Genomic DNA, 20,822 nt, shown 5'->3' with positions numbered 1-20,822 from the left:
ACTGACTGATGGCTGAAAAATTTACCCATATTAACCAAGATGGGCAAGCTAATATGGTTGATGTGTCAGATAAAAAAATAACTGAGCGTCAGGCGATTGCACAGGCTTATGTGTTGATGTCAGAAAAAACGCTTGCGCTTATTATTAATGGTGATCACGATAAAGGGGATGTATTTGCAACGGCCCGTATTGCAGGGATCATGGCGGCAAAAAGAACAGCTGATCTTATTCCACTTTGTCATCCGCTTGCGTTAACTAAAGTGGAAGTTGAGTTGGTTGCTGAACCTACATTAAAGCGAGTGCGAATAACCAGTTTATGTAAACTTTCAGGAAAAACGGGCGTAGAAATGGAAGCTTTAACAGCCGCTTCCGTGGCCGCATTAACTATCTACGATATGTGCAAAGCGGTGCAAAAAGATATGATTATTTCTGAAGTAAAGTTACTTGAGAAAAAAGGTGGTAAATCAGGAGAGTTTCATGCACCTGAAAATAAGGAGCTATCATGATTAAAGTGCTTTTTTTTGCTAGTGTACGTGATCAATTAGGTGTAAGTGAATTACAGGTTACTAATCAAGATAATACAGACCTTGATAGTTTGTTAGCGAACTTGATTAAGCAGGGAACTGTTTGGAATAAAGCACTTAATACAAAATCTTTAATGATGGCAATCAATCAAACAATGGTTAGCAGTAATTGCGCATTAAAAGATGGCGATGAAGTGGCTTTTTTCCCCGTAGTAACTGGAGGATAAATGTTAATTTCGGTACAACAGGAAGATTTTAGCCTGCAGGATGAATACGATAAATTGCGAGAACAGTCGAGTGTGGGGGCTGTCGTTACTTTCTCTGGATTAGTGCGTGATTGTAATTTAGGTGAAACCGTCACGGCATTGACCCTAGAGCATTATCCTGGCATGACAGAAAAATGCTTAGCGGATATTGTCGAACAGGCAAAGGCCCGTTGGAATATATTGGATTGTACTGTGATTCATCGCGTTGGAGAATTACAAATACAGGATCAAATTGTATTGGTGGGTGTGGCGAGTTTACATCGTCAGGAAGCTTTTGCGAGTTGTGAATTTATTATGGATTACCTAAAAACAAAGGCGACCTTTTGGAAAAAAGAGGCAAATGAGCAGGGGGAAAGTTATTGGGTAGATGCCCGAGAAAGTGATTCTCAGGCATTGTTTAAATGGAAAAAAGACTAAACTGCAATATATTGCACAGGATTTTCCTGTGTTATTGTTTCTGCAGAATGTTCCATTAAAATGGCTTCCACTTCACTCATACACGTACCACAGCCGGTACCAGCTCCCGTACACTCACTAATACCTTGTGCGCTAGTCAGTTGATTATCTTGAATAGCATTTTTAATAGTATTAATGCCGACTTGTTTGCAGGCACAGATTATTTTGCCCGCCGCGAGTTTTCCTTCGACTTGACCAGAAATAATTGAACGCTCTACGGTTGCGTCCACTTGCTCATCGAGTAAGGTTTGTAGCCAATCAAGTTCCTGTTGTTGCAAATCTTGACCGACAACATAGGCCGTTTGCATTTGCTGTTGTTGAATATTGGCATAACGATAAATCGGTGTTGTGCTATTACTGCTTGGTGAGTAATTTAAGTTTTTACCTTTATTTTGCTGAAGCAGGGCATGACATTTTTTCATTAGCTGAGTCGGTGTTATTTTTTCTGCGACGCGATATAAATAGCCGGCTTCAACCTTTTGTTTTACCCAATAGCCAAACTCACTGAGGTCTAATGGAGAGCGAGTGAGTAACATTGCTTCACTATTATATTGCCATTTTTTAATACTTACCGGTGTATGTTTATATTCAGGTTGTCCGGAGTTTTTATCGGTATTTGGTTTGATAAGCACACCAACATTACCTTGGCTGCTGGTGGTTCTACTCCAATGAATTGGCATAAAAAGATGTTTGGGTTGTACTTGTGTTGAAATATTTACACGTACAACGGCTTGCCCATATTCACTACTTAATTCAATCAAATTCCCATTTATTAGACCTGCTGCAAGTGCATCTTCTGGATGGATATCAATAAAAGGTTCTGTTTTATGCGCACTTAAACGGCTTGATAGACCGGTTCGAGTCATCGTATGCCATTGATCTCGAATGCGTCCACTGTTGAGTGAAAATGGGAAAACATCAGTAGTTTGACTCTGTGGGCGATGATGGCTGACACTAATAAACTGTGCTTTACCGTTTTCAGTGAAAAAATGATTATTGCTAAATAGGCGTTTATGCACCACTTCTGTTTGATATTCACTCACTGGCCACTGTTGAGGTTGTAGATTGTGATAACCTTCATTGCCAAGATTTGCTAAACCGATTAGATTTAATGCGCGGTTTTTACCTTGTTCATTGCCAATCGCGGTCATTTTTACATATTCATCAAAAATCTGTCCTTCGTGGAGATAATCAAAGGCAGTATTGAATCCCATCTTTTGTGCAACTTGACTTATTGCCCACCAATCGGGCTTTCCGTCGCCTGGCGTAGGTAAAAGACGACGCTGACGTGAAATTCTACGTTCTGAGTTTGTTACTGTGCCTGAACGTTCACTCCATCCTTGTGCTGGTAATAAGACATTCGCCAATCTTGCTGTATCGGTATCTTTGATGCAATCGGATACGACAACAAGTGGGCATTTCTTTAACGCTCTTATTACTTTTTGGGTATCTGGTAAGCTTACGGCGGGATTGGTTGCGATTATCCAAACAGCTTTTACTTTACCTTCATCAATGGCATCGAAAAGATCCACTGCTTTTAATCCAGGTTTTGTCGCTAGTCGGTCCGTACTCCAGAAATCACTGACTAATTTATGATGTTCGGGGTTATTAAAATCCATATGTGTGGCTAACATATTAGCTAGACCGCCGACTTCACGCCCACCCATTGCATTAGGTTGACCGGTAATCGAAAATGGTCCCATACCCGACTTTCCGATACGTCCTGTTGCGATATGGCAGTTAATAATACTGTTTACTTTATCGGTTCCCTGTGAAGATTGGTTCACACCTTGAGAGTATATGGTAAGGACTTTTTCAGTATCACTGAATTTTTGATAAAAGGTTTGCAGGTGTTTATGGCTGATACCCGTGCGTTTAATAAAATCATCGAGATCCGCACAATCTTGTTTTGCGCTATCTAATGCAGCATCGAAACCATCTGAATAGGTTTCGATATAATTTTTGTTGATTTTATTATGTTGTGCAAGGTGTGCTAATAAACCATTAAAAAGGGCAACATCACCGCCGGGTTGAATTGGTAAATATAGATCGGCGATATCACAGGTATCGGTTTTGCGTGGATCAATAACAACAATAAATAGTTCCGGACGTGCTTGCTTCGCTGCTTTTAAGCGTTGGAATAAGACCGGATGGCACCAGGCAAAGTTTGAGCCGGTTAATACCACCATATCCGTTGTATCTAAATCTTCGTAACAAACAGGCACGACATCTTCACCAAAGGCGCGTTTATAGCCTGCGACACTTGATGACATGCAAAGACGGGAGTTTGTATCAATATTACCGCTACCAATAAAGCCTTTCATTAGTTTATTCGCGACGTAATAATCTTCTGTTAATAATTGTCCTGATACATAGAAAGCGACGGAATCAGGCCCGAATTCTTTAATTGTTTGAGAGAATTGTGCCGCAATATGACTAATGGCCGTTGGCCAATCAGTTCGCAGTCCATCAATAGCCGGATGGAGTAAGCGTCCTTCGTGAACAACGGTTTCACCAAGCGCTAACCCTTTAGAGCATAAATGACCGTAATTGGCTGGATGCTCTTTATCTCCACGAATATCGAGTAAGCCTTGTGCATTGGACTTTGCTTCAACACCACAACCAACACCACAGTAAGCGCAGGTCGTTTTAGTCCATAAGCTTTTATTAATCGTCATGCTTCCTCTCTTAGATATTACTTAAAAATATATGTTAATAAATTGTAACTTAATATATACCAAGCAATTAACACACCATTATTTTTTGTTTTTTAATATTAAATCATAAATAAATAAATGTTTGTAAAACAATTGCTTACTGTTTTTGTTGTGGCTGTTTCTTATTGTTTCTTTTAAAGAAAGTAATAATGTTTTCCGTTTGTTAATTTTTTGTATTAATTTGGTGCGTCTTGCTCATTTATCGGGCGTGATTGTGATCAATATCATGAATTTAGTCTCTTAAATACTTAAATTAAATTCACAATTATGTTTAAGCGTATGTTTTTAATGTGTTTTTATTGTTTATTTGATTTTTATAATTTTTTGGCACATCAGTTGCTAGTTGTTAATTAAATGTTAATTTTATATTTGTGATATGGATTAATAACAAGATGTAATAAAGATATTTGCATCTAACAGTATAAATAGCTTAACGGAGAGCTTGTCGCCCATGAGTATCAGTCGATTTAAACAAAAGCAGCAGCGTAGTTTAGGGCAAGTTTCCTTAGTAGGTGCAGGTCCGGGGGATCCCGATTTACTGACTATTAAAGCATTACGTAGTATTGAAACATCCGATGTCATTATTTTTGATAATTTAGTTAGTGAGCGTATTCGAGCGCTTTTTCCTAAAGGCAGCGAAGCCATTTATGTTGGAAAAATTAAAGGGGCACATAGTTCAACCCAAGATGAAATTAATCGATTATTACTCAAGAAAGCTAAGCAAGGTTTGAATGTTTGTCGATTAAAAGGGGGAGATGCTTTTGTGTTTGGGCGCGGTGGTGAAGAAATGTTAATGCTTAAGTCCGCAGGTATTCATGTGGATATTATTCCAGGTATAACCGCTGGTGCAGGATGCAGCAGTTATGCAGGTATTCCACTGACGCATCGTGGGTTATCTCAAGGTTGTACGTTTGTCACGGCACATGCAGAGAAAACGCTCGATATTAAATGGCAGGCATTGGCGAACCTAAATCATACGCTAGTGTTTTATATGGGATTAAGTAAAGCACAACTTATTGAAACTGAATTACAACAGGCTGGATTAGCGAGTAATACTCCTGTGGCTTTGATTGAAAATGGATGTTGCCCAGATCAGCGAGTGATCACCGGAACATTAACGGAATTGAATGCATTAGTGGTTGAACAGCAGGTTAAATCTCCTGCGTTGATTATTGTTGGTGAGGTGGTTTCTCTCTCGGAACAATTACAGTGGGTTGAGATGAATACATCGGTATACGAGAAAATAACACATAGTGCGGTTTTGTCTGCCTAGACGACTAACCACAAACATAATTTACAATTTAAATTAACAACAGCAAAGGTATTAATGATGACAAAACAACGCATTGTAGTAGTTGGTAATGGCATGGTAGGCCATAAGTTTATCGATAACGTAATCAATGACGATAGCGTCGATTACGATGTGATTACTTTTTCGGAAGAATCTCGATTGGCCTATGACCGTGTACAACTAAGTGGTTTCTTTTCGGGCAAAAGTGCCGATGATTTAGCCTTAACTGATGCTGATTATTATAATAAAAATGGTATTAACTTTGTGTTAAATGACAAAGTAATTGAGCTTGATACTGCAAATAATCAAGTCGTTACTCAAAGTGGTCGTGTAGAAGCTTACGATAAACTTATTTTAGCAACGGGATCTTTTCCCTTTGTGCCGCCTATTCCCGGTAATGATAAAGAACATTGTCATGTTTACCGAACAATTGATGATCTTGAGGCAATTACAGCATCGGGTAAGGTCAGTAAAGTTGGTGTTGTTGTCGGTGGTGGGTTATTAGGGCTAGAAGCCGCTAAAGCCGTCATGGATCTTGGTTTAGAAACACATGTGGTTGAATTTGCTCCTCGCTTGATGGCCGTTCAGCTTGATGACAATGGTGGGCAATTACTGCGTCGTAAAATTGAAGACCTCGGTGTGCAAGTTCATACTGAAAAGGCGACAACGGAAATAGTGACGGGGGAAACCTGTCGTTACAGAATGAATTTCGCCGATGGGACATTTTTAGAAACCGATACAATTGTTTTTTCTGCGGGTATTCGTCCTCAAGATGAATTAGCGCGTCAGTTTGATTTAACTATCGGTGAACGTGGCGGTATCGTTGTTAATAATCAATGCCAAACCAACATTGAAAATGTATATGCGATTGGTGAGTGTGCATTATGGAACAACTTTATTTTCGGGTTAGTGGCACCAGGTTATCAAATGGCTAAGGTTGCAGCAGCGCATATTAAAGGTGATTCACTTGAATTTACTGGTGCTGATATGAGCACCAAATTGAAGTTGCTGGGCATTGATGTTGCCAGTATTGGTGAAGTACACGGCAAAACGCCCGGCGCGCAGTCTTACACGTATCACGACGAAGTAGAACAGGTTTATAAGCGCTTGATTGTTTCTGAAGATGGAACGAAGTTAGTGGGGGCGGTGTTAGTTGGAGATACGGAAGCTTACGGATCGCTGCTACAAATTTTATTAAATGATATGACATTACCCGCTAATCCGTCGGTACTTATTTTACCAAGCACTGGTGATGATGATAGTGCGGGGCTTGGTGTGGATTCATTGCCTGATAGTGCGGCAATTTGTTCATGTTTTGATGTTACTAAAGGTGATATTAAGGACGCAGTTGCTGCAGGTTGTTGTTCAATGGGCGACCTTAAAGATGCGACTAAAGCATCTACTGGTTGTGGTGGTTGTGCTGCATTAAGTAAACAAGTCTTAGATGCTGAATTAGCGAATTTAGGCTTTGAAGTAAACAATAATATTTGTGAGCATTTTGAATATTCACGTCAAGAGCTCGCCGATATTGTCCGAGCTAAAGAAATAAAAAGTTACGATCAGTTATTGTCTGAACATGGTCATGGTTTAGGTTGTGAGATTTGTAAGCCAGCCGTTGGATCGATCTTAGCGTCATTTTGGAATGATTATATTCTTGAAGATGAGCATATGGAACTGCAAGACAGTAACGATATCTTCCTTGGTAATATTCAAAAAGATGGTACTTACTCCGTTGTTCCACGTATTGCTGGTGGAGAAATTACACCGGATAAATTAATCGTACTCGGACAAGTTGCACAACAATTTGACCTTTATACCAAGATAACCGGTGGGCAACGTGTCGATTTATTTGGTGCGCAATTACATGAGTTACCGCTTATTTGGCAACAATTAATTGATGCTGGTTTTGAAACTGGCCATGCCTACGGTAAGTCTTTACGCACGGTAAAATCCTGTGTTGGTAGTACTTGGTGTCGTTATGGAGTTAAAGATAGTGCCGGTTTTGCCATTGAACTTGAAGATCGTTATAAAGGCTTACGTTCGCCACATAAAATTAAGTTTGGTGTCTCTGGTTGTACGCGTGAATGTGCCGAGGCACAGGGTAAAGATATAGGCCTGATTGCAACGGATAAGGGGTGGAATTTATATGTCTGTGGTAATGGCGGGATGCGTCCTCGTCATGCAGATTTATTGGCATCAGATTTAGATGAAGAGACATTAGTAAAATACGTTGACCGTGTCTTAATGTTTTATATTCGCACGGCAGATCGCCTGCAACGTACCTCGGTTTGGTTAGAGAATCTGGAAGGTGGGTTGGAATACCTTAAACAAGTGGTGATTGATGATAAGTTGAATATTAATGCTGAGCTTGAAGCTGCGATGCAAAGTAATGTTGATAATTACCAATGTGAATGGAAAACCACGATGAGTAATCCTCAGAAACTGAAACGCTTTAAACAATTTATTAATAGTGATCAAATTGATGAGCACCTTGCATTTAAACGTGAACGTAAACAACGCATTCCTGCTACTCCGGTAGATGAAAAAATCCAAATTTTAGAATTAAGCAAATAATAGGTGTGACTATGAGCGAATGGACAACGGTTTGTCAGTATCAAGATCTGACTCCAAATACGGGTATTTGTGCACTTTTTGAAAAGGAGCATGTTGCTATTTTTTATTGCAAACGTAGCGAACAATTGTATGCGGTGAGTAATGTGGATCCCATCGCGAAGGTGAGTGTGTTATCTCGCGGGATTATGGCTTCCTTGCAGGATCAAATGTATGTTGCTTCACCACTTTATAAACAACACTTTAATTTAAAAACCGGCGAATGTTTAGAGTCGCCCGAGCATACGTTAAAAGTTTATCAAATTCGAAATGAGAATGATCAAATTCAATTAAAGCAAGCGGTTTAACAACTTAGTTTACGCAGCTCAATTATAAATTTTTATTAAAGGATAACGTTGTGGAAAAATCTACTTTTAATCTCTTTTCTTTTAACGGAAAGATGAAAATACTACATTTAAGTTGGATAGCATTTTTTATTACTTTTGCTGTTTGGTTTAACTTTGCACCCTTATTGCATGCAGTAAAAGAAACACTTGGCTTGACCACGGAAGAAATTAAAACATTACTTATATTAAACGTCGCTTTAACTATTCCCGCTCGGGTTATTATTGGTTCATTAACCGATAAATACGGGCCTCGTATTGTTTATTCTGCCTTGTTAGCTATCTGTGCAATTCCTTGTTTTATGTTTGCCTTTGCACAAACATTTACACAAGCTGCTATTGCGCGTTTTGCTTTGGGCTTTATTGGTGCCGGTTTTGTTATTGGTATTCGTTTAGTCTCTGAATGGTTTCCGCATAATGAATTAGGTACTGCTGAAGGTATTTATGGCGGGTGGGGCAACTTTGGTTCAGCAGCTGCTGCATTCACATTACCGACAATTGCTTTGATGTTTGGTGGCGAAGATGGTTGGCGTTATGCAATGGCGGTGACCGGTATCATGAGTCTTATCTTTGCGGGTGTTTTTTATGTCAATATTAGCGATACTCCAAAGGGGTCTACGTATTTTAAACCGGCAAATTTAACTGCAATGGAAGTCACTTCTAAGGGCGATTTCTTTCTGTTGTTAATAATGAAAGTGCCAATGTACGCTGCGTTGGCATTATTAGCATGGAAATTATCACCAACTAATATCAATATGATTTCAATTGAAGTGACGTATTTTATTTATGCCATCCTTGTTGGTATCTATGGTTATGAATGGTCACAAGTGTGGAAGGTTAATAAAAATATATTTACTACACCTGTTCCTGAAATTCATCAGTATAAATTCAAACAGGTAGCGGTTTTAAATATCTTGTATTTTGCAACCTTTGGTTCTGAACTGGCAGTTGTTTCTATGTTGCCATTGTTTTTCTTAGAAACCTTTGAATTGACACCTGTTGTTGCGGGGATGGTTGCTTCTGCTTATGCATTTATGAATTTAGTTTCACGTCCAGGCGGTGGTTGGATTTCCGATAAGTTTGGTCGTAAAATTACGCTTGTTATTTTGACAGCAGGGCTCGCATTAGGTTATTTATTGATGGCACAAATCACAAGTGGATGGACATTGTGGATTGCGGTTGTCGCTGCTATGCTGTGTTCTTTCTTTGTGCAAGCGGGCGAAGGAGCGGTGTTTGCTACAGTACCGCTTATTAAACGTCGTATGACGGGACAAATTGCAGGGATGACCGGCGCTTATGGTAATGTTGGTGCGGTTGTTTACTTAACTGTTCTGTCCTTTGTAAGCTATCAAACGTTCTTTTATGTGATTGCAGTAACGGCATTCATTGGTTTAGTGACATTATCGTTAATGGCTGAACCTAAAGGGCAAATGGCAGAAGTCAATGAAGATGGTAGTGTGACAATGATTGATGTCAGTCACTAACTAATATTATTTGTTATAACCAGCATAACGCAGCATTAATTTGCTGCGTTTGCATTACAGGGAAAGTAATTTATTCTATGAAAAAAGATGCCAATAACCAATCAAAAACCATTCAAAAATTAGCCCTCTCTACTGGTGGTTATTCTGACATCGGAACGCGTGATATTAACCAAGACGCCTTCGCAATAAAACAGCCAACCTTACATTCAGAAAAAAAATACAAAGGAATAGTGGCGGCGATTGCCGATGGCGTGAGTTGTAGTGATAAGAGTCAACATGCCAGTAAGCAGAGTGTTAATCAATTTATTACTGATTATTACAGTAAGCCTGAAAGTTGGAGCATTAAAATGGCGGTTAGTGATGTTTTAACCTCCCTTAATAATGCACTTTACCAACAAAATAATGAAAATGAACTACGTCATAATGGACTGATTACTACTTTCAGTGGCATTATTTTCAAGTCTGCACATGCTTACCTTTGTCACGTCGGCGATAGCCGAATTTATCGCTATCGAAATGGTGAATTAAAGCGACTGACCACGGATCATGTGCGCGAAGTATATGGTAGTAATAGTGTATTAATTCGAGCACTTGGCATGGATAATCATGTTGATGTCGATTTTCAGCGTCTTGATTTACAGGTTGGCGATTTATTTTTACTGTCTACGGACGGTGTTCATGATTGGCTTTATGAAGCACAATTAGAAACACATTTAGCCGATTTTAAAGATAAAATATTGTCGTCATCGGAGCTTGAGGACATTGCTAAAAATATTATTAAAGATGCGAAAAAGCGTGAAAGTACTGATAACTTAACTTGCTTGTTGGTGCAAATAACCAATCTTCCCTCCCTTGATGCGAACGAGTTATATCAACGTTTAACACATTTAACTATTCCACCGGCTTTACAACGCAATAATGAAATAGATCACTTTATTATTGAGAAAGTGATTCATCAGGGGGCGCGAAGTCATATATATCTTGCTTTAGATAAACAGAGTCAGAAACGGGTTGTATTAAAAATGCCGTCGGAAAGTTTTGCCGATGATATGGTTTACCTAGATGGATTTTCTAAGGAACGCTGGGTAGGTTGTAAATTAGCGGACCCACGTATTATGAAAATTTTTCCACGGATAAAATCTTCGCCGTTTTTATATCATATCTGTGAGAATATTGAAGGTATTACTTTAAGGCAGTGGATGTTTGATAATCCTAAGCCTACTTTAAGCGTCGCCCGCGAAATTATAAATAATATCATTAGTTGTGCGCGAATTTTTCAGCGAGCTGGCTTAGTTCATCGTGATCTCAAACCTGAAAATATTATGATTCTAGCTGATAATTCCGTTAAATTAATCGATTTTGGTACAGTTCAAATTGATGCTTTAGATGAAATTGCTGTTGTGCCTGCCGATGATCAACCATTAGGCGCAACGGATTATATTGCCCCTGAATATTTAAATGGCCATAAAGCGACGACATTTTCAGATCTATTTTCAATCGCTGTGATTGGATATGAGTTATTAACCGGCGAATTTCCCTATAAGTCACTCCAATCTCAATCATTAAAACGGGTACGTGAGATGCAGTGGCATTATCGTCCGATTACACAATTTAGAGAAGACTTACCCAATTGGATTGATGCTGTTTTTGAGAAGGCGACGGCACCGCTTGTTGGGCAACGTTATCAAGCATTGAGTGAATTTACGACGGATTTAGCGACGCCAAATCCTTTACTTTTACAAAATAAAGTGCAACTTCCTCTTATTGAACGTGATCCTGTTAGTTTTTGGAAAGGTGTTTCAGTGGTGTTATTGGCTGTTGTTATTATTGAATTTGTACTTTTAAATAATTAATTTGATTAGCGAATGCTATTTGTATGAATTAACTTATTCAGAAAATGCGTCTTCGTGAATTTCAGTTAGTGAATGTGTTAAGAATGCAGTATTATTAGGCTTAACCTGTTTAAACTCCGTAAATTATTATGACAAAGTTATCTGATTCTTCTTCGCAATCTCGCTCCGTAAAAATAACAAAATGGATTCTTGAATTTTTAAGGGGATTTTTAATTATTATGGGTTTTCTCTTTTTAGGGAAACTCATTAGTGCTTATTTACCTGTGCCATTTCCTGCTAGTATTATTGGTTTGATTTTACTCTTTATCGCGCTTTCAACACCCTTAGTGAAGGCGGAGTGGATCACCTTATCCGGCGACTTTATATTAAGGTATATGGCGCTTTTATTTATTCCAATTGGTGCTGGGTTGGTTAATTATTTAGATTTACTTCTAACACATTGGTTAGCGATTGTTTGCTCTCTATTATTTACAACACTATTTATCATGTTGTTAGTCGGGCACTTTTTTCAATTTTTAGATAAAAAAAAGGAGAGTTAATATGTTCCTGTATTTATCACTACCTTTAACTATTTTAGTATTTTTCGCCTGCCGATACCTTTATATGATTAAACCTTGGCCCATCTTAAACCCAGTTTTATTGTCTATTGTTTTTTTGGTGTTAATTATTTATCTGCCTAATTTAGATTACGAACAGTATAAACTAGGCACCTATCCCTTGACTGCTCTATTAGAGCCTGCCGTTGTTGTATTGGCCTTGCCATTATATAGACAGTTACATATGTTACGAGAGAAGCTGAATCATATTCTGCTGGCTTGCTTGCTTTCTGTTATCACTGCATTTGTGAGCGCCTTTTATATTATGCCGTTATTTGGCGCAGATATGTTAACTTCTGCTTCATTTGCACCACAGTCTGTTACGACGCCCATTGCAATGGAGATCAGTAAAAGCTTACATGGAATCGTCTCTTTAACGGCTGCGATGGTGATCTTTGCTGGTATTATTGGATCAAGTATTGGTTTGAGCTTTCTAACACTTGTCGGGGTGACTAACAGACAAGCAAGAGGCATTGCGATTGGATGTGCTTCTCATGCCTTAGGGACAGCTAAAGTGTTGGAAGTTGATAGTATAGCGGGTGCATTTTCATCTGTTGCACTGATACTCTGTGCTATTTTATCTGCGCTTCTTATGCCTCTTTTTTATTCAATTCTTTATTAAAAAGTATCTTGTATAAAAAAGCCGAAGTGAACTTCGGCTTTTTTATGGCTATTAAATACTGAAGTTAGTCAGCTGCATATCCATTTTCTGATAATAAAGTACCATCAAGAAATGCTTGGTCATTCACCATTTTAAGGCGATCAGATAAAAACCATTTTACTGCTAATGGGTAAATCATATGCTCTTGTGTTAACACGCGTTCAGCTAACTCTTCAGCACTATCTTCTGCAAAAATTGGGACTTTACCCTGTAATACAGTCGGGCCGCTGTCGAGTTCTGGCGTAACAAAGTGAACCGTTGCACCGTGCTCTTTATCACCCGCATCAATCGCTTTTTGATGTGTTTTTGTGCCTTGATATTTAGGTAATAAAGACGGGTGGATATTAAGCATTTTACCTTGGTATTTATTCACCAATGGTGCGCTTAAAATACACATAAAACCAGCCATAAGAATAAGGTCAGGTTGATATGTATCTATTGCTTGACCCAGTATTTTGCTGTACATATCACGAGACATATCCGCTGTTTTTAGCACAACTTGGCTGTTGATATTTGCTTCTGCTGCGCGTTCTAAACCATAGGCATCTGATTTATTACTAATGACAGCAACAACTTCAACGGTGTTATCGTTTAATTTACTATTATGTAATTTATCGATAATGACCTGAAGGTTAGTGCCGTTACCAGAAATAAGTACAACTACTTTTTTTGTTGCTGGAATTGTCATCGGATTATTTAATCTCTACTTGTGCTTCGTCTTCAGTCGCATCTTCGATATGACCAAGTACCCAAGCGTTTTCACCTTGTGCAGTTAGTATTTCAACGGCTTTTTGTTTTTCCGATGCTGGTACAACAATCATTAGACCAACGCCACAGTTAAATGTGCGGTACATTTCTTCAGTTTCGACGTTACCATTTTCTTGTAGCCAGTTAAAAATAGCAGGCCATTCCCAGCTTTTACCATCAACAACGGCTTTACTACCTTTTGGTAATACGCGTGGAATATTTTCCCAGAAACCACCACCGGTAATATGCGAGATTGCATGTACTGGACAGTTTTTAATTAATTCAAGCGTTGATTTAACGTAAATTTTAGTTGGTGTTAACAGAGTATCGCCAAGCGTGGAATCACCAAATGGTGCGCTTGTATCGGCCTGTGATACTTCTAAAATTTTGCGAACAAGGGAGTAACCGTTAGAATGAGGACCGCTAGAGCCAACCGCAATCAGTGCATCGCCTGCAGCAACTTTGGTACCGTCAATAACGTCTGCTTTTTCAACAACACCGACACAGAATCCAGCGATATCATAATCATCACCTTCATACATACCTGGCATTTCAGCGGTTTCCCCACCGATTAACGAACAGTTAGATTGAGCACAACCTTCACCAATACCAGTAACAACATCGGCTGCAACGTCAACATCAAGTTTACCCGTTGCATAGTAATCTAAGAAGAATAATGGTTCAGCACCTTGTACGATTAAATCATTCACGCACATCGCAACCAAATCGATGCCAACGGTATCATGTTTTTTCAGATCAATGGCCAAACGCAGTTTAGTACCAACACCGTCAGTACCTGCAACTAATAAAGGCTCTTTATATCCAGTTGGTAGTTGGCATAATGCACCAAAGCCACCTAAACCACCCATTACTTCTGGACGTTTAGTACGTTTCGCTACACCTTTGATACGTTCAACTAATGCTGTCCCAGCATCGATATCAACACCAGCGTCTTTATAGCTTAAAGAGGTTTTTTCGTTGCTCACTTGCATTCCCCGCAAAATTTAAAAGCGATTATCGCTTTTATTGAATTAAATTTCGCGCATTTTAGCACCTATCGACAAGCTACTTCAAGGTACAAATCAGTGCATTTATCGGATGTTGCGGGGTTTTAGTTGAGTTTAATATGTTGTCTATTTGGTCAATATTTAAAGTGTGATCTTGAATCGTCAATTAACGTCCCGATATTCTTTATATAATGGATAAATTATCAGCGTGTTTGAGATAAATAACTGGTTTGCTAACTAAATTGTTAAGATCGTCTTGCATTAGCATAAGATCTCCTTATGATCTGTTTTATTATTGGCAAAGGCTGTTTTATTCATGAAACTTATTTCTCTTTTACGTAATGCATCGATTATGGTGTTTTTATATTCTTCTCTGGTTTTTGCTGGGCAGTTTGATAATCCCTATCAAGGAAGTATTGTTGCCGCAGATCATAATGAAGATGTATTAAAAGAATTAGCATTAAAACAAGTGTTGGTGAAAGTATCGGGTAATAAGAATATTGTCGAACTACCCGATAGCCAGTTATTGGTTGAGAAAATTAATCAATTTATTTCCCAATATAGTTATGATATGTACCGTGGTAAACGTTATTTTACGGCTGTATTTGATAAAAATGAAATTGATCAGGCGCTGACGAATATTCAGCAACCCATATGGGGGGCAACGCGTCCGATTACCTTAATTTGGATGGTTACTGATAACGAGCCTCGCCGACAATTTATTTCCGATGATTTCTTGAATCAAAATGAAAATAAAGAAATTGATTGGGCAATGTTAGATGAGCAGCATAGTCGTGGGATTGACCTTCAGTTTCCTTTAATTGACCTTGAAGATAGTTTAGCCATTTCTATTTCCGATGTAATAGGGCGTTTTTACGATCAAATTGCAACTGCTTCAACGCGTTATGGTGTTGGTTATTTTGTCTCGGCGAATTTATCAAAGCAAGATGAGCATCAATGGACGTTATCTTGGGCGTTGTTAAATGCAACATCATCTGGAAGCCCTACGCAACGCCTGATTGAAAAAACGACGTCGGGTGAAAAAGCATTACTTTTAACTGAAATGATTAATGATATTGCGGACTATTACGCAAATCAGTTTGCTGTACTTGAAAATCAAAACGATAATTTTTTAAAGACCATTTATATTAGCGATGTTAATTCTTTGGCTAAGTTTAACCAGCTTAATGCGTTATTAGGAAAATTGAACTCCGTGGCTTCCTATGAAATTGTGTCGGTTCAAAATGCACAAGTGATTGTTGATATCAAAGTAAATGGTGGGATAGCTAGCTTTGAAAATGGGTTGTTAGCGCAACCTAATTTACAGCAGGATCTTTCTCAAAGTGAACCGTTACACTTTAATTGGCGCTAATAAGGAATATTATGCCGCAGGATGAATTACGTTTTCAATATCCGCTATTAGCGCTTAAATTTCCCGATGATGAAACCTTTGCTAGTTTTTATCCTGGGCAAAATGCAAGCTTATTAACTCAGCTAAGAAACAGTGTGGTTGGGTTAGGTGAACCTGTTTTATATATGTGGGGAGAAGCTGGTAGTGGCCGCTCACATCTTTTGCATGCGTTGTGTTCTGAAGTGGACGAACGAGGTGAGAGTGTCGCTTATATTCCTTTACATCATTATCAAGGTATGACGCTTGATATTTTTGAAAATATGGAAAAAGTATCTTTAGTTTGCATCGATAATATTGATGCAATTGCGGGCAATAAAAAGTGGGAAAAAGCACTTTTTGATTTTTATAATCGTTGGTCTGATAATAAAAATAACCGTGAGCCAGGGTCTAGCCTTGTATTGTGTGCCAGTGCACTACCAAAACAGCTCGGTATTAAACTTGATGACTTAGTCTCACGATTAGAGTGGGGGGCTTGTTATTATTTATCGCCGCTGAGCGATGAAGATAAACTAGGTGCATTACAGCTTCGTGCTCAATTAAAGGGGATGAAATTACCCGTTGATGTTGGTCGTTTCTTATTAAATCGTTTATCGCGAGAAATGGGGACGCTACTAAAAACATTAGATAAATTAGATAATGCATCTTTAGTAGCAAAAAGAAAGCTAACGATTCCCTTTGTGAAGGAAGTGCTAGAGCTTTAACTTTTTGAGCTACGAGCTACAAGATTTTTCGACGTTAGCAGCTCGTAACTTCATGCTTATATTATGGCGAGTACTGATTCCGGTGGTCGCCCGATTGCCGCTTTACCATTTGCAAGCACAATAGGTCGTTCGATCAGTTTTGGGTTTTCAATCATTGCAGTTAATAATGCTGCTTCATTTTGTTCTTCTTTCAGTGCCAATTCTTTATAAATAGCTTCTTTTGTACGCATTAATTGACGTGCAGAATCAAAGCCGAGTAAGGCTATTATTTGTTGAAGTGTTTCGATACTTGGTGGGGTGTCCAAGTATTTAACAATCGTGATAGTTGTATCTGTATTTTCAAGTAATGCCAATGTCTCACGGCTTTTTGAGCAACGTGGGTTATGATAAATAGTAACGTCTGTCATGGTTTAATCCTTTTGTTTATTATTCAGCTGGCCAAATTGCAATATAGTCTTCTAAATGATCTGTATTAATGGAGGCCTCGGAAACAATTTTTCCTCTGATTGAGTGTCCCCCTTTGTGCATCGCTGATTTACTACCCGTAATTAACGGATGCCACTCAGGTAAGGGCTTATCTTCTACTAATAAGCGATAGGCACAACTTCCGGGGAGCCAATGAAATTGGTCGATATCATCTAATGATATTTTGACGCAGTCCTTAACAATTTCAAAGCGTTGATCATACTTACGACATTGACAGGTTTTCGTATGTAATAAGTGACAAGATACATTAGTAAAGTGCAATTCTTCTGTATCGTCGTCAATTATTTTATTTAAGCAACATTTTCCACAACCGTCACAAAGTGATTCCCACTCTTTTTCGGACATCTGTGCTAATGTTTTTTCTTCCCAAAAGTTTGCCATGTTGTTCCTATTCTATTGGTGCGTTAATTTGTGGGTAACGAATGCGTTCTGATAAGTGAGAGACTGCCGTTGCAAAATAATATGAACGGTTCCAATGCATTAATACTTTATAATTGTTATAGGCAAGATAAGTTCGGCCATTTTTATCATCAGGAATCACAATTGATGCCATCATATCAACATTAGGTAAATCAGTGCCATTAAAGCGACGAACACCTAAATCCTGCCATTCCTGAAGTGTTTTTTGTTGTTTAATACCGGCTAATTCCGTATCGAAATCCTTTGGTAAAATAACCTGACGTCCCCAGGTTTGTGAGGCATCCCATCCCTCGGTTTTTAGGTAATTAGCAGCCGATGCAAAAACATCACCGTAATTATTCCAAATATCTTTTTTACCATCACCATCATAATCTACTGCATAATTAAGATAAGACGTTGGCATGAATTGTACTTGTCCCATCGCACCAGCCCAAGAACCGATAAATTTATCTGCGGTGATATGCCCCTGTTCCAAAATAGTCAGTGCTGCAAATAGTTGTTTTTTAAACAACGCTTCACGACGTCCTTCATAAGCCATGGTTGTTAATGCTGAAATAATATTTTGACCGCCAGTAAGCGAACCAAAGTTAGTTTCAATTCCCCATAATGCGACGATGAAACGGGGTTGAACACCGTATTCTTTACCTATTTTATGCAGTAATACATAATGTTTTTTGTATTGTTCTCTGGCTTTTTTTATTTTCCATTCCGGTACTGCACGGGGAATATAAGTGTCTAATGTTAATTTAAATTCAGGTTGTGCTTTATCTGCTTTAACACTGCGCTGTAAAAACTTAACGTTTGTAAATGCTTCTGTAATGGTCTTTTCGCTAATACCTTTTTCTGTAGCTTCTGCTTTTAATTGTTGAACATAGGTATCAAAAGGCACTTTTTCTTGTTCCTCTGCATTAGCGCTCTGAATAATTAAGACACTGCTCAGAGTTATTGAGAATAAATATTTAAATACATTATTAGTTAATTTCATTCGTTAATCCTTTTTGCTGTTCCTGCCATTTTTTATGTTCTTTTAAGTAGTCAACGGGAGGAGGGGGAAGTTGCAGGTAATATCCATTTTTAGTGATTGATGCTTGTACATTGGCTGAATCAGCGAGTGCAAGCTTAGTGTTGTCTTGGAGGTTCAGGATTGAAACCAGTTGTGGTGGACCAAATTGCGATAATAGTGCATCGGGTACAGATGAGAAATCATCTCTTTTTGCAATAAAAAGATAAGTTTGTGATTTTTGAATACTTTTATATACAGCACATAACATAATACTAATGTAGCCTTTACTTGCCTAATCTGGTTGCAAACTATAACATGCATAGTGGTTTAATTTTGATAGAAAATTATGTTTTATAAGTCAATTAATCAAAATTTCAAAAAAATAGGATAATTATGACATTGAAATCATTGAATTTCACCTTGTTAGTGGTGAATATTGATAGTGAGGATCTTTCTGTTCTTTCTGAAGAATTACAAAGAAAAAGAATGACCGCACCAGAATTTTTTAATGATGCGCCGATTGTTGTTAAGCTGGATGATCATTCATTGAATGTTGATTTCTCTCAATTAACTCAAGTTGTTACTGAACAAGGGTTTATTTTGGTTGGCGTCTCGGGTGACCTATCTGACACACAAAAAGAGCATGTTAAAGCACAAAAAATTGCAGTGTTAAGAAGTTCTAAACGTCAAGCGCGTAAAGAACAGGCTTCTGTAGAGCAGGGGAGTTCGAGTGGAGAAACGGAAGTTAACTCGGATGTGAAGACAAAAGTTTACACGGGACGCGTACGTTCTGGTCAACAAATTTACGCTAAAGAAGGTGATCTTGTTATTAATGGTGACGTTGGTGCTGGAGCAGAAGTCATTGCAGATGGTAGTATTCATATCTATGGTGCTTTACGTGGTAAAGCATTAGCAGGTGCGATGGGAAATAAAACGGCGTCTATCTTTTGTCAATTGCTTAGTCCAGAGCTTGTTTCAGTCGCTGGTATCTATAAGTTAAGCGATGATTTGTCCGAAGATTTTGCAGGTAAAGGCTGTATTGTTTCATTAGAAAATGAGCAAATAGTCTTAGCCAATTTAAGTAAGATTTAGTTAATTTAGTTAAGGAAGAATAATGGCGAAAGTAATTGTTGTAACATCAGGCAAAGGTGGTGTGGGTAAAACAACAAGTAGTGCTGCGATCGGCACCGGCCTTGCAATGACAGGTGCAAAAACGGTAATTATCGATTTTGATATCGGTCTACGTAACTTAGATTTAATCATGGGATGTGAACGTCGAGTTGTCTATGATTTGATCAACGTTATTAATGGCGAGGCAAATCTACAACAGGCCCTAGTCAAAGATAAACGCATACCTGATTTGTATATCTTACCCGCTTCACAAACCCGCAATAAAGATGCGCTTTCAAGAGAAGGTGTTGAGAAAGTTATCGCTGAACTGAAAGAAGATGGTTTTGAATATATTATTTGTGATTCTCCTGCGGGGATTGAGCAAGGCGCTATGATGGCCTTGTACTTTGCCGATGAAGCGGTAGTTACGACTAACCCTGAAGTATCTTCAGTGCGAGATTCAGATCGCATTACGGGGATGTTGTCGAGCAAATCACATCGTGCTGAAAATAAACTAGAACCCGTTAAAGTGCATCTATTAATTACCCGTTACAGCCCTGAGCGTGTAGAGAAAGAAGAGATGTTAAGTATTGATGATATCGATGATTTATTGGGTATTGATTTAATTGGGGTTATTCCTGAATCGCAAGATGTATTGAATGCATCTAACTTAGGCGAACCAGTTATTATTAATCAAGATTGTGATGCTGGTAAAGCATATCAAGATACCGTGGATCGTTTGTTGGGTATAGAGCGAGAGTTTCGTTTTATTAGCTATGAGAAAAAAGGGTTTTTAAGCCGTTTATTTGGAGGATAAGATGGGACTATTACAGTATTTTAGACAGGATAAACCTAAAAAAGGTAGTGCCAAGTTAGCTAAAGATAGGCTGCAAATTATTGTTGCACATGAGCATTCAAGTGCTATTAGCCCTTCTTATTTACCGGAGATGCAGCAGGAAATTATTGCTGTTATTCGTAAGTATATGGATATTTCTAGTGATGATGTGAAATGTGAATTTTCAGATAAAGCTGATGATGATATGTCTGTACTTGAAGTGAATGTTGCCCTACCAAAAAATAAATAATATCAATGTATTAAACACGATCTAATTAGTTAGATCGTGTTTTTTTATAA

Annotated in this window: 22 protein-coding genes; 15 read left to right on the top strand and 7 right to left on the bottom strand. The window is 38.3% G+C overall.

Annotated features, from left to right (window positions below):
- The first annotated feature begins 8 nt into the window (after window positions 1-8).
- Genes moaC through moaE form a run of 3 tightly spaced genes read left to right on the top strand, consistent with a single transcriptional unit; the run spans window position 9 to window position 1,207 of the window.
- On the top strand, window positions 9-506 hold the full coding sequence (gene moaC / locus ACR30L_RS14110; RefSeq protein WP_435234885.1) for a cyclic pyranopterin monophosphate synthase MoaC: 498 nt from the start codon (window positions 9-11) through the stop codon (window positions 504-506).
- Window positions 503-751, top strand: coding sequence for a molybdopterin converting factor subunit 1 (gene moaD / locus ACR30L_RS14105; protein ID WP_435234884.1), 249 nt, complete (start codon window positions 503-505; stop codon window positions 749-751). The genes moaC and moaD overlap by 4 nt, the downstream gene beginning before the upstream one ends.
- The gene (gene moaE / locus ACR30L_RS14100; RefSeq protein WP_435234883.1) at window positions 752-1,207 is read left to right on the top strand and encodes a molybdopterin synthase catalytic subunit MoaE; all 456 of its coding nucleotides are present in this window, start codon (window positions 752-754) and stop codon (window positions 1,205-1,207) included.
- On the opposite strand, the gene ACR30L_RS14095 is transcribed toward moaE, so the two are convergent.
- Window positions 1,204-3,924: a molybdopterin-dependent oxidoreductase gene (locus ACR30L_RS14095; protein ID WP_435234882.1), complete on the bottom strand. Its 2,721-nt coding sequence runs from the start codon at window positions 3,922-3,924 to the stop codon at window positions 1,204-1,206. The genes moaE and ACR30L_RS14095 overlap by 4 nt on opposite strands.
- Window positions 3,925-4,414: 490 nt before the next feature.
- Here ACR30L_RS14095 and cobA point away from each other — a divergent pair, with 490 nt between their 5' ends.
- The 7 genes from cobA (at window position 4,415) to ACR30L_RS14060 (ending at window position 12,763) form a co-directional block, all read left to right on the top strand.
- Window positions 4,415-5,236, top strand: coding sequence for a uroporphyrinogen-III C-methyltransferase (cobA, locus tag ACR30L_RS14090; protein ID WP_435234881.1), 822 nt, complete (start codon window positions 4,415-4,417; stop codon window positions 5,234-5,236).
- A 57-nt stretch (window positions 5,237-5,293) separates the two neighbouring features.
- Complete coding sequence (gene nirB, locus ACR30L_RS14085; RefSeq protein ID WP_435237915.1) at window positions 5,294-7,828, top strand: nitrite reductase large subunit NirB; 2,535 nt, start codon at window positions 5,294-5,296, stop codon at window positions 7,826-7,828.
- 11 nt (window positions 7,829-7,839) lie between these two features.
- Window positions 7,840-8,172: a nitrite reductase small subunit NirD gene (gene nirD, locus ACR30L_RS14080; protein ID WP_435234880.1), complete on the top strand. Its 333-nt coding sequence runs from the start codon at window positions 7,840-7,842 to the stop codon at window positions 8,170-8,172.
- Window positions 8,173-8,264: 92 nt separating this feature from the next.
- The gene (locus tag ACR30L_RS14075; protein ID WP_435237914.1) at window positions 8,265-9,692 is read left to right on the top strand and encodes a NarK family nitrate/nitrite MFS transporter; all 1,428 of its coding nucleotides are present in this window, start codon (window positions 8,265-8,267) and stop codon (window positions 9,690-9,692) included.
- A gap of 77 nt (window positions 9,693-9,769) precedes the next feature.
- Window positions 9,770-11,545, top strand: a complete 1,776-nt coding sequence (locus ACR30L_RS14070) for a protein kinase domain-containing protein (protein WP_435234879.1) — start codon at window positions 9,770-9,772, stop codon at window positions 11,543-11,545.
- 128 nt (window positions 11,546-11,673) lie between these two features.
- The gene (locus tag ACR30L_RS14065) at window positions 11,674-12,084 is read left to right on the top strand and encodes a CidA/LrgA family protein (RefSeq protein ID WP_435234878.1); all 411 of its coding nucleotides are present in this window, start codon (window positions 11,674-11,676) and stop codon (window positions 12,082-12,084) included.
- 1 nt (window position 12,085) lies between these two features.
- Window positions 12,086-12,763, top strand: coding sequence for an LrgB family protein (locus ACR30L_RS14060; RefSeq protein ID WP_435234877.1), 678 nt, complete (start codon window positions 12,086-12,088; stop codon window positions 12,761-12,763).
- Window positions 12,764-12,827: 64 nt separating this feature from the next.
- On the opposite strand, the gene purN is transcribed toward ACR30L_RS14060, so the two are convergent.
- Together purN and purM are read right to left on the bottom strand one after the other, a co-directional pair.
- Window positions 12,828-13,484, bottom strand: a complete 657-nt coding sequence (purN, locus tag ACR30L_RS14055) for a phosphoribosylglycinamide formyltransferase (protein WP_435237913.1) — start codon at window positions 13,482-13,484, stop codon at window positions 12,828-12,830.
- 10 nt (window positions 13,485-13,494) lie between these two features.
- Entirely contained in the window at window positions 13,495-14,535 is a 1,041-nt protein-coding gene (gene purM, locus ACR30L_RS14050) for a phosphoribosylformylglycinamidine cyclo-ligase (protein ID WP_435234876.1), read from the bottom strand.
- Window positions 14,536-14,872: 337 nt separating this feature from the next.
- On the opposite strand from purM, the gene ACR30L_RS14045 reads away from it, so the two are divergent.
- Together ACR30L_RS14045 and hda are read left to right on the top strand one after the other, a co-directional pair.
- On the top strand, window positions 14,873-15,928 hold the full coding sequence (locus ACR30L_RS14045) for a DUF2066 domain-containing protein (RefSeq protein WP_435234875.1): 1,056 nt from the start codon (window positions 14,873-14,875) through the stop codon (window positions 15,926-15,928).
- A gap of 11 nt (window positions 15,929-15,939) precedes the next feature.
- Complete coding sequence (hda, locus tag ACR30L_RS14040) at window positions 15,940-16,668, top strand: DnaA inactivator Hda (protein ID WP_435234874.1); 729 nt, start codon at window positions 15,940-15,942, stop codon at window positions 16,666-16,668.
- 56 nt (window positions 16,669-16,724) lie between these two features.
- On the opposite strand, the gene arsC is transcribed toward hda, so the two are convergent.
- From arsC to ACR30L_RS14020, 4 genes are read right to left on the bottom strand one after another with little or no spacing between them, the layout of a single operon-like run.
- The gene (arsC, locus tag ACR30L_RS14035) at window positions 16,725-17,075 is read right to left on the bottom strand and encodes an arsenate reductase (glutaredoxin) (RefSeq protein WP_435234873.1); all 351 of its coding nucleotides are present in this window, start codon (window positions 17,073-17,075) and stop codon (window positions 16,725-16,727) included.
- 19 nt (window positions 17,076-17,094) lie between these two features.
- A complete protein-coding gene (locus ACR30L_RS14030) occupies window positions 17,095-17,535 on the bottom strand; it encodes a YcgN family cysteine cluster protein (RefSeq protein WP_435234872.1) in 441 nt (146 codons plus the stop codon).
- Window positions 17,536-17,542: 7 nt separating this feature from the next.
- Window positions 17,543-18,559 carry a lytic murein transglycosylase gene (locus ACR30L_RS14025; RefSeq protein ID WP_435234871.1) on the bottom strand — a complete coding sequence of 339 codons (1,017 nt, stop codon included), beginning with the start codon at window positions 18,557-18,559 and terminating at the stop codon, window positions 17,543-17,545.
- Window positions 18,546-18,845 carry a YcgL domain-containing protein gene (locus ACR30L_RS14020; protein WP_435234870.1) on the bottom strand — a complete coding sequence of 100 codons (300 nt, stop codon included), beginning with the start codon at window positions 18,843-18,845 and terminating at the stop codon, window positions 18,546-18,548. The genes ACR30L_RS14025 and ACR30L_RS14020 overlap by 14 nt, the downstream gene beginning before the upstream one ends.
- Window positions 18,846-18,970: 125 nt before the next feature.
- On the opposite strand from ACR30L_RS14020, the gene minC reads away from it, so the two are divergent.
- Genes minC through minE form a run of 3 tightly spaced genes read left to right on the top strand, consistent with a single transcriptional unit; the run spans window position 18,971 to window position 20,772 of the window.
- Window positions 18,971-19,669 carry a septum site-determining protein MinC gene (minC, locus tag ACR30L_RS14015; protein ID WP_435234869.1) on the top strand — a complete coding sequence of 233 codons (699 nt, stop codon included), beginning with the start codon at window positions 18,971-18,973 and terminating at the stop codon, window positions 19,667-19,669.
- A gap of 22 nt (window positions 19,670-19,691) precedes the next feature.
- Window positions 19,692-20,504 (top strand): septum site-determining protein MinD, encoded by an 813-nt coding sequence (gene minD, locus ACR30L_RS14010; protein ID WP_435234868.1) that lies wholly within the window; start codon window positions 19,692-19,694, stop codon window positions 20,502-20,504.
- Window position 20,505: 1 nt separating this feature from the next.
- On the top strand, window positions 20,506-20,772 hold the full coding sequence (gene minE, locus ACR30L_RS14005) for a cell division topological specificity factor MinE (protein WP_435234867.1): 267 nt from the start codon (window positions 20,506-20,508) through the stop codon (window positions 20,770-20,772).
- Window positions 20,773-20,822: the final 50 nt, after the last annotated feature.

Source organism: Psychromonas saccharinae (assembly GCF_051201515.1).
GTDB lineage: Bacteria > Pseudomonadota > Gammaproteobacteria > Enterobacterales > Psychromonadaceae > Psychromonas.
The sequence above is the reverse complement of the archived record's forward strand: the minus strand, read 5'-3'. Positions and strand labels throughout refer to the sequence as shown.

Bases quoted from the DNA above. Each gene is read 5' to 3' on its own strand.
- moaC (WP_435234885.1), top strand. From the start codon at position 9: ATGGCTGAAAAATTTACCCATATTAACCAAGATGGGCAAGCTAATATG.
- moaD (WP_435234884.1), top strand. From the start codon at position 503: ATGATTAAAGTGCTTTTTTTTGCTAGTGTACGTGATCAATTAGGTGTA.
- moaE (WP_435234883.1), top strand. From the start codon at position 752: ATGTTAATTTCGGTACAACAGGAAGATTTTAGCCTGCAGGATGAATAC.
- ACR30L_RS14095 (WP_435234882.1), bottom strand. From the start codon at position 3,924: ATGACGATTAATAAAAGCTTATGGACTAAAACGACCTGCGCTTACTGT.
- cobA (WP_435234881.1), top strand. From the start codon at position 4,415: ATGAGTATCAGTCGATTTAAACAAAAGCAGCAGCGTAGTTTAGGGCAA.
- nirB (WP_435237915.1), top strand. From the start codon at position 5,294: ATGACAAAACAACGCATTGTAGTAGTTGGTAATGGCATGGTAGGCCAT.
- nirD (WP_435234880.1), top strand. From the start codon at position 7,840: ATGAGCGAATGGACAACGGTTTGTCAGTATCAAGATCTGACTCCAAAT.
- ACR30L_RS14075 (WP_435237914.1), top strand. From the start codon at position 8,265: ATGAAAATACTACATTTAAGTTGGATAGCATTTTTTATTACTTTTGCT.
- ACR30L_RS14070 (WP_435234879.1), top strand. From the start codon at position 9,770: ATGAAAAAAGATGCCAATAACCAATCAAAAACCATTCAAAAATTAGCC.
- ACR30L_RS14065 (WP_435234878.1), top strand. From the start codon at position 11,674: ATGACAAAGTTATCTGATTCTTCTTCGCAATCTCGCTCCGTAAAAATA.
- ACR30L_RS14060 (WP_435234877.1), top strand. From the start codon at position 12,086: ATGTTCCTGTATTTATCACTACCTTTAACTATTTTAGTATTTTTCGCC.
- ACR30L_RS14045 (WP_435234875.1), top strand. From the start codon at position 14,873: ATGAAACTTATTTCTCTTTTACGTAATGCATCGATTATGGTGTTTTTA.
- hda (WP_435234874.1), top strand. From the start codon at position 15,940: ATGCCGCAGGATGAATTACGTTTTCAATATCCGCTATTAGCGCTTAAA.
- arsC (WP_435234873.1), bottom strand. From the start codon at position 17,075: ATGACAGACGTTACTATTTATCATAACCCACGTTGCTCAAAAAGCCGT.
- ACR30L_RS14030 (WP_435234872.1), bottom strand. From the start codon at position 17,535: ATGGCAAACTTTTGGGAAGAAAAAACATTAGCACAGATGTCCGAAAAA.
- ACR30L_RS14025 (WP_435234871.1), bottom strand. From the start codon at position 18,559: ATGAAATTAACTAATAATGTATTTAAATATTTATTCTCAATAACTCTG.
- ACR30L_RS14020 (WP_435234870.1), bottom strand. From the start codon at position 18,845: ATGTTATGTGCTGTATATAAAAGTATTCAAAAATCACAAACTTATCTT.
- minC (WP_435234869.1), top strand. From the start codon at position 18,971: ATGACATTGAAATCATTGAATTTCACCTTGTTAGTGGTGAATATTGAT.
- minD (WP_435234868.1), top strand. From the start codon at position 19,692: ATGGCGAAAGTAATTGTTGTAACATCAGGCAAAGGTGGTGTGGGTAAA.
- minE (WP_435234867.1), top strand. From the start codon at position 20,506: ATGGGACTATTACAGTATTTTAGACAGGATAAACCTAAAAAAGGTAGT.